The organism is Paenibacillus peoriae KCTC 3763, assembly GCF_000236805.1.
Lineage (GTDB): Bacteria > Bacillota > Bacilli > Paenibacillales > Paenibacillaceae > Paenibacillus > Paenibacillus peoriae.
On record NZ_AGFX01000012.1, the window covers coordinates 543,988 to 552,047 of the forward strand.

General features: G+C 46.7%; 10 protein-coding genes. 1 reads left to right on the plus strand and 9 read right to left on the minus strand.

The window, feature by feature from the left end; all coding sequences use genetic code 11:
- The first annotated feature begins 90 nt into the window (after positions 1 to 90).
- Entirely contained in the window at positions 91 to 1,383 is a 1,293-nt protein-coding gene (locus KQI_RS0108925; RefSeq protein ID WP_241763872.1) for a nucleoside recognition protein, read from the plus strand.
- On the opposite strand, the gene coaD is transcribed toward KQI_RS0108925, so the two are convergent.
- From coaD to KQI_RS0108965, 9 genes are all read right to left on the minus strand, one after another.
- Positions 1,346 to 1,867 carry a pantetheine-phosphate adenylyltransferase gene (gene coaD, locus KQI_RS0108930; protein WP_010346420.1) on the minus strand — a complete coding sequence of 174 codons (522 nt, stop codon included), beginning with the start codon at positions 1,865 to 1,867 and terminating at the stop codon, positions 1,346 to 1,348. The two genes, KQI_RS0108925 and coaD, sit on opposite strands and share 38 nt — an antisense overlap.
- The gene (gene rsmD / locus KQI_RS0108935) at positions 1,860 to 2,501 is read right to left on the minus strand and encodes a 16S rRNA (guanine(966)-N(2))-methyltransferase RsmD (RefSeq protein WP_010346421.1); all 642 of its coding nucleotides are present in this window, start codon (positions 2,499 to 2,501) and stop codon (positions 1,860 to 1,862) included. Before rsmD ends, coaD begins: the two co-directional genes overlap by 8 nt.
- Positions 2,502 to 2,546: 45 nt before the next feature.
- Entirely contained in the window at positions 2,547 to 2,720 is a 174-nt protein-coding gene (locus KQI_RS28775) for a hypothetical protein (protein ID WP_169314549.1), read from the minus strand.
- 102 nt (positions 2,721 to 2,822) lie between these two features.
- Entirely contained in the window at positions 2,823 to 2,945 is a 123-nt protein-coding gene (locus KQI_RS27795; protein WP_007429969.1) for a cyclic lactone autoinducer peptide, read from the minus strand.
- Between the two features lie 5 nt (positions 2,946 to 2,950).
- Positions 2,951 to 3,466, minus strand: a complete 516-nt coding sequence (locus tag KQI_RS0108945; RefSeq protein WP_010346422.1) for an accessory gene regulator ArgB-like protein — start codon at positions 3,464 to 3,466, stop codon at positions 2,951 to 2,953.
- Positions 3,459 to 4,091, minus strand: coding sequence for a hypothetical protein (locus tag KQI_RS0108950; protein WP_010346423.1), 633 nt, complete (start codon positions 4,089 to 4,091; stop codon positions 3,459 to 3,461). The genes KQI_RS0108945 and KQI_RS0108950 overlap by 8 nt, the downstream gene beginning before the upstream one ends.
- Positions 4,092 to 4,251: 160 nt before the next feature.
- Positions 4,252 to 5,382, minus strand: coding sequence for an acyltransferase family protein (locus KQI_RS0108955; RefSeq protein WP_010346424.1), 1,131 nt, complete (start codon positions 5,380 to 5,382; stop codon positions 4,252 to 4,254).
- A gap of 164 nt (positions 5,383 to 5,546) precedes the next feature.
- The gene (locus tag KQI_RS0108960; RefSeq protein WP_010346425.1) at positions 5,547 to 7,364 is read right to left on the minus strand and encodes an APC family permease; all 1,818 of its coding nucleotides are present in this window, start codon (positions 7,362 to 7,364) and stop codon (positions 5,547 to 5,549) included.
- A gap of 192 nt (positions 7,365 to 7,556) precedes the next feature.
- Positions 7,557 to 8,060: helix-turn-helix domain-containing protein (locus KQI_RS0108965; protein WP_010346426.1), on the minus strand; the 504-nt coding region annotated here is incomplete at its 5' end.

The following is an 8,060-nucleotide window of genomic DNA, read 5'->3' on the forward strand; positions in this document are numbered from 1 at the left end:
CAAGACAACATATATGAACAACCTATACCGACAACATCGTGAATAGTACGCTGACGACAGCATCCGACTCTCTTAGTATATGGATGAGAGGTGAACCCTTTGACACAAAAGGAAGCCCATACCGCCCCTTACTGGACAACCCTGCTGCTTGGCTTCGGAGCCATCCTGCTTGTATTGGCTGTTGTCACCTCGCCAGAAGAGGTGTTTCAAGCCTCTGCCCAAGGACTTAAGCTATGGTGGAGTATTATTTTTCCGGCTATGCTCCCTTTTTTGATGTTATCCGAAATGCTCATCGCCTTCGGTCTCGTCCATGGGCTGGGTGTCCTGCTGGAGCCATTCATGCGCTTCTGGTTCCGGCTGCCTGGACGAAGCGGCTGGGTGCTGGCCCTCGGCCTGACCGCTGGCTTCCCGGCTGCTGCGGAGGCGGTGCGCCAATGGGCGCAGCAAGAGGACATGACCGAGCTCCAACTCAGACGATTGACCGCCATCGCTCACTTCTGCAATCCGATCACCATCCTGCTCGTCATTGGAACAGGATTGCTGCACAATGCTACTGTAGGCGGGATGTTACTTGCTGTTCACTGGATCTCCGGGCTGCTGGCAGGCTGGATTACAGCCAGACTGCCTGCTACGTCAAAGGAATTGCAAAAACGGGAAACGCCAGCTGCCCTTCGGCGCACTTCTGTTTCCCGTACTTCCGCCACCTTGATCCAATCCGCATGGGATGCCACACGCTCTGCCAGAGAGCGGGATGGCCGCAGCTTCGGAAAACTGCTGGGCGAAACCGTGTCTCACGCTGTACAGACGCTTATGGTAACAGGTGGATTTATTATTTTCTTTTCCGTACTCATTCGACTAATATCCATATACTTGGGCCAAGGAGCATATTCGTTTGTATGGCCTGCCTGGATGGAAATCCATCTGGGTTCCTATGAAATCAGCCGCTTGCCTTACGATCTCCGCACCCAAACAGCGCTAATCAGTGCCGTGCTGGGATGGGGCGGTCTATGCGGCTGGCTCCAAATTACCGCAGTCACCAAACCTTCCGACAAAGGAATTACCTTCACCTTGTCGCGAGTGCTTCATGGGCTTATCGCCTTTGGACTTACGCTGGTAGCATGGGCACCGCTTGCTCGCATCTCCAATACAATTCCAGCTTACATCAGCGGCAGTTCGGCTTCTTCCTTTGCAGAAGACGGATATGAAAGGGTCACACACTCCGTCATGACAGAAGCCACTAATCTTCTAATACAACTGGAGGGTGCATCCATGTATCCCTGGCAGCTGACCGTGCTGTCCGCCACCCTCTTGATTACAATTGTGCTACTATTACTGGTCATTTCCTTTATGACTTCATGGTGGAGCCGCCGCGCATCGCGTTGACCTTGGAACGCAGCGCGTCCTCGACCTCAGGAGCTACCAAATCTACGACCTTGCCGTCAAAATGGGCAATTTCCTTTACCATACTAGAACTCAGATATGAATAGGCAGGATTCGTCATCATAAAGATCGTTTCCGCATCCGGGTTCAGCTTATGATTCGTAGAGGCTAATTGCAGCTCGTATTCAAAATCAGTCACCGACCGTATCCCTCTAACAATAACCTGAGCCCCTTTTTGACGTACATAATTGGCTGTCAGATCACGGAAGCTGTCCACCTCAATATTTGGAATATCACGGGTTACGGTCCGCAATAGCTCCATTCGCTCTTCCAGTGAGAATAGCGGATTTTTACTAATATTGTTAAGAACCGCGACAATTAGTAAATCAAACTGTCTGGCTGCTCTTTGAATGATATCCTGATGCCCCATCGTCACGGGATCAAAGGTTCCCGGATATACGGCAATACGTGGTTTGTGCTCAATCATGATGGTCCTCCCCGTCTGATTCGGTGATGCCGGATTTAGCCACTCCGGCCTCTGTATGCTCTTCAGCGTCCGACAAAGCATCGGCTGCAAATTGATAGATGGATATTGCTGTTTCACCATAGACCGCTTTTTTGACCTGCTCGAACGGCCCGAAGCTTTCCGGATATTCATGTCCGGATTCATATTCCAGCACGATGATTGCCTCTGAACGAAGCAAGTCCAATTCAGCCATACGGCTCATCAATTCATCTCCGTGTTTGAGACGATAGGGCGGGTCCAGAAAAACAGCATCAAAAAGAGCTCCACGTTTTGCGAGCGCCTTAAGCGCTCTTCCGGCATCATTACGGAACACTTCTGCCTGTCCTTCCAATCCGGTTTTTCGTAAATTTTCTTTAATGACCTCAATGCTTTTCGATTCCATATCAATAAAAACCGCCTTGTCCATCCCCCGGCTAAGCGCCTCTATGCCCAGGCCACCACTACCAGCGAACAGATCAAGCGCAACTCCCCCATCAAAATAAGGACCTATCATGCTAAATAGCGCTTCCTTGACCTTATCCGTGGTCGGCCGCGTCCCTGTGCCGGGAACTGCCTTTAACGGCCTTCCTTTGGCACTACCCGATACCACTCTCACGCTGAAACTCACCTATTTTCTATATGTGTTCATAACCATATAAGATTATGACGTTATCGTACCACATGCACCGCCGTTTGAAAAACGCAGGATCGTGCAGGTATAAAAAATCCTCCCCTGGGCATCCTTAGGATATCGGCATTCAACCAATGTCGTAGACAACCGCGGAGAAGACTTACGTTTCCCCATAAGCTCTTCGTCCGGTTTCTCCTCTCCCATTCGGGCGCTTCCTTCATGGAGCGCCTGATTTTTTTGCATAAAAAGAAGCTGCCCAATAGCAGCTTTATGTATCTTTTCATTTCTTCTATTCTCGGATTTTGTTCATTTAAGCAGCTCCTCGGGTGTATCGCCCTGATAAACATACACATAACTCGCTACCGATACAGCAAATGCTGCAAACATAGACAAGGATGTCGCTAAACCATATACTATTTTTCTCACCATTCCTCTCACCTCCTTCCCCGAATCAATGTCAGGCTCTGAACCATAAAAGCAACAGCCACTACAGAAGAACCGATTACAAAATTAGTACATACAAGTATGGAGGATAACAGTCGCAGGAGAGGGTAAAACCGGGCTGGAATACGCGACTGCTTTTCAATTCTGGATGGGGCAAAACATAAAACAAGCACAAGAGCTATTACGGTAAACAGGTTTGCCCACCAGCTGTCTAAAGAGATGCAGGATAGGGATGTAAAAGCGACAGAGGTCACCACCACACATGCCATGCCTGTTTTCAAATGAATGCCTCCTGATATTTGGCGCAACAGGGCAAATGCGATGAGAATCGTTGCAGCTTCTGCCATCCGCCCCGTGAAGAAAGAGGCGAATAGAGTCAAAATAATAATCATGCATGCATTTATAATGAGAGCAAGTGCATATTGAAGCACCGGAACAGAGGCCGGATGGTCCGGCACCGTATCCTTGATCTGGTTAGCAAGCTTGGAAGCCATCGTTTCAATCATCCCGGTACTCCTTTCCGATCGTATAATAGATGAAGAAGCCAGAAACCAGTGCAAAAAACATCATATTTAACCATACCTCGTTATAGTACAGCACAATAGAGGTTGAAATGAGAGACAGAATAATCAACGTGATGACAATACCGTATTCCTCTTTGAATTTGAGCTTTTTGAAATTAGACGAGAAGCCGATCCTTTTTCGATACAACATAAATGAGATGAGCAGCCCTGCAATTGCGCTTATCGATTGCAGCAGATAGCCCTTCAAGGAACCATCCTGCAGCTCAGAAATCAGCAAACTGCCGAACAGCATCTTTAGAAACACCGACTGAATGACAGCATACGCAAAATAGCCTGTTACTGTCATAATGCCTGACCACACAATCGGGATTTTCACCACGGTAGCGAGTAAAAAAATAAAAAGCAGCATATTGATGACAGGCACCAAATACGAGAGGGACCATCCCTCTCGGAGCAAATAGCTTTGTATGTTCATAATCAGATTCACAAAAATGGCTGGCCACAGATAAGGGATCAATCTGACTTGAAAAATACTAAGAATTAGTGCAAAAACAGCCACTCCCTCAAGCGTTGAAAAAAGCAAAAAGCTGATCGGCTTCACAAGCATGCACGCATCTCCTTTACAATTCCAACAAACCTCATCGGTATATTAAAAAACTTGGCTGTACCTCGAATATAAAGGGCTGGGAGCTACTTTTCAAGAGATCTTTTCAAGGATTCGATAGATTTTTTCAAGCACTTCAACGAAATGTTATCGGATGTAAGCTTCAAGTAAGGCTTTTAGCAACGCTTTCCTTGACAGAATCCCCCTGTGAACGTGTAGGCTTCATACGTGATATGAGCTTTTTCCCAGAACGGATACCAGGCTGTTCAATCCACGCATAGGTGAGCCAGGACAGTCCAGTGGTGAACAGCAACGTCATCGTAAACATCATAATGAAGTTGACCATCGGGGGAAAGGGGAATTTGATCTGAATGATCAGACTCAGAACCAGCATATGCGTTAAATACATGCTGTAGCTGAGGCGGCCGATCCACGACCATACCCGATTAAGCAACCACATCGGCTGCCAATGATACAAGGCATACGCTCCCAGTAGCAGACCGGCACCTATGAGGTAATCCGTCATACCTCCAAAAAACGCAAATAGTACAGATCCAAGCAGCAAGCCTCCACTGACCCGGTCTATGCTTTTCCAATGCCGCTCGTTCTTCCAGATAAAAAATAACAATATCCCCAGGCCAAAGACAGGTAATTGATTCGGAAACCATAAATACAGATAATGCCCCCATAAGGAATGGTCACTAATCCATGGATATTGGGCAAACCACGTATTTAGCCCGTAGCTTAGCACAAGCACAATCATGACAAACCAGGCAGCATGGCGGACTGATCGGATCAGCTTAAATAATAAGGGGACAAACAGATAAAACATAAATTCCACCGCTATAGACCATTCCACACCGATAATGCTGTTGATCCAATATGGGTTCAGGCCATTCAAAAACAGGACATGCGCTGCAATATTGGCGACCGTGACCCCCTCCTGATCCCCAAGCCAAAATCGGGGACCTGTCCCGTTCACCATTAAATAGATCCCGAGCATTACGTAATATAAAGGAGCAATTCGAAAAAAACGACGTATCAGATAAGCCAAAATTCCTTCCCTCCTGTCCCCCGAACGTCTGCACAGAGACAGAAACAACGTAAAAGCGCTGGCCAGATAAAATAAAGCGACTCCTTTCGCACCCATACTCAAGCCTTTTTGTATCCATCCGTTGATACCATCCACGTGCTGGCTGACATGCACCAGCAAAACCCCAATAATGGCCACCGCTCTCAGCGTATCCACAAATTGCAGCTTGTCATGTTTCACTTCACCCACGGCTTCGGGCATCGTATCCCTCCATAACGATTCTTTTCGATACATTTTGTATCTATAATACACAAAACGTATCATCAAAGTAAATAACTCCTTATGTAAAAAAACATCCCCAGCCGCAGACCGCGGCCAAAAGATGTTCAAATTGTTAAGCTATAGTTAGCCAAGTGGCAGGCATTTTATTTGTTTAAATGAAAAGGAACCGTCGTTACAATCACGTCTTTGTAATTGATCAGATAAGCTCTCATCAGCAAACTGGTCTGATTATGCAGAATATTTTCCCACCAGTGCTTGGTAATAAATTGCGGAATGAGAACAGTAATATGATCCTCATCTGCTTTTTTCCACTCCACTGTATCAATAAACTTGCGGAGCGGATTAATAATGCTGCGATAACGGGATCTCAAGACCACCAAGCGGATACCGACATCCCACTCTTCCCATTTCTGCTCCATTTTATGAATCGCTTCATCATCCATACCCACATATACTGCAACCACATTGTCCGATAAGGTCTTGGCATAACTGATGGTATTCATGACGACCCGCGTAATGCCCGCCACCGGAATAATAATGGTATTGCCTTTGACCATCGGTTTATCCTTTGTAATGTCAATACGCAGTTGCTCAGCCGTATTTTTGTAATGACCGTTGATCTTCATAAAGAAATACAGAACCAAAGGCAGGAAAATAAATACTACCCACACCTGACTGAACTTGGTAAAAATAAAGATAAGCGTGATCGACAGCGTGGTCAGCATGCCGATCGTGTTAATGGCAAGCTTGACGACCCAGCCGGACGGCTTGAGCCGAATCCAGCGAATCATCATCCCAAGCTGCGAAAGCGTGAACGGGATAAATACCCCTACAGCATACAGCGGAATCAGATTTCCGGTATTTCCACCAAAAACAATGACCAGCAATGCTGAGAAAATACTCAAAAACAGAATACCATTTGAGTATCCGAGCCGATCTCCACGAACCATGAACATATGCGGCATGTATTTGTCCTTAGCGAGCATAAAAGCGAGCAACGGAAAGGCAGAATAGGCGGTATTCGCCGCCAAAAACAAGATGAGCGCCGTCACACCCTGAATAATGTAATACATGACACCGCGACCGAAAGTGGCATTCGCAATTTGTGAGATAACTGTTTCATGCGGATTTGGACGAACACCGTACCAATAAGCCAGCAAACTGATCCCGATAAACATGCATCCGAGAATCAAGCCCATCATCATCAATGTGGTGGCCGCATTTTTGGCAGCAGGCTTGCGAAAGTTCGGGATGGCATTCGAGACAGCTTCTACCCCGGTTAACGCCGAACAGCCCGAACTGAACGCCTTTAGTAAGAGAAACAGGCTGACGTTGGATACCGTAGCTCCAAATTGCGGTGCTGCAGCATGAGCTCCCCCTGCCACATAATGAATAATACCGCTAATAATCAGAACAAAAATGGCAACAACAAATAAGTAAATCGGTACAGCCAGCACCGAGGCGGATTCCGTCACCCCGCGCAAGTTCATAATGGTCAAAAAGATAATCATGGTCAAAGCAATCGCAATCCGATGATCATGTAATGATGGAAATGCCGATGTGATGGCATCTGTACCCGCTGACGAGCTGACCGCAACCGTTAGAATGTAGTCGACCAGCAAGGAACCGCCTGCAATCAGACTCGGGGCCTTGCCCAAATTATCTTGAGCGACGATATAGGCACCACCGCCACCGGGATAGGAAAAAATAGTTTGCCGATAGGACAGAATCAGAATGACCAGCAATCCCAGTACTGCGATGGATATAGGTATGGAATACCATAGGGCAGCGAATCCAGCTGTAATCAAAACCAGCAAAATTTGCTCGGTGCCGTAAGCTACTGAAGACAATGCATCTGAGGACAGAATGGCCAGAGCCTTGAGCTTGTTTAGCTTCTCCTCTTCAAGGGCCGTCGACTTTCGAGGGCGACCGATTAGTAATCTTTTGACTTTACTCAGCATTTCGTTAACTCCTTCTTGGATGGGGGTTTTGCAGAAGAACTGTGGATCGTATGTTTATTATGTCACCTGTACATCAGATTGATGAAACAAATGAACTATTATTTTATACTCCCTCATCCTGAAAAAAACAATAAGGAATGCTCCCTATAATGAGCATTCCCGAGCAAGAAAGAGTATTTCGATAAAATACCCTTAAGTATACAGTAATTTGAACCTTTCCGGCGTAATTCCCTCAGCACGGCGAAAAGTTGCCACAAAATGACTGACATCCCGAAATCCGACCCGCTCCGAAACTTCCTTAACCGTCAAATGCGGGTATTCTGTCATCATTTCTTTAGCCTTGCGCAGCCGAATCACAATCAGGTATGCATAGGACGTTACGCCAAAAGCCTGCTTGAACAATGTATTTAAATGACGGGCGCTTACATTCATCATGATCGCCATATCAGATAGTCCCACATCTGGACTCGCGTAATTTTGTTCCATAAACGCCAGAACAGGCGCTAAACGCTCCACATTATGCGAAAGAGAAGGCATCGAGCTGTGTTGCCCATATTTACGCAACAGCGTCAAAAAGCGGTACATATCGGCCGAAGCATCTAATCCGGATAAATCCCGTTCGCTAACTAGGGAATGAAGGATACCTTCTCCAAAGGTATGTAGCTCGCTGTCCTTGTCCCAATGATACCCGCGCGT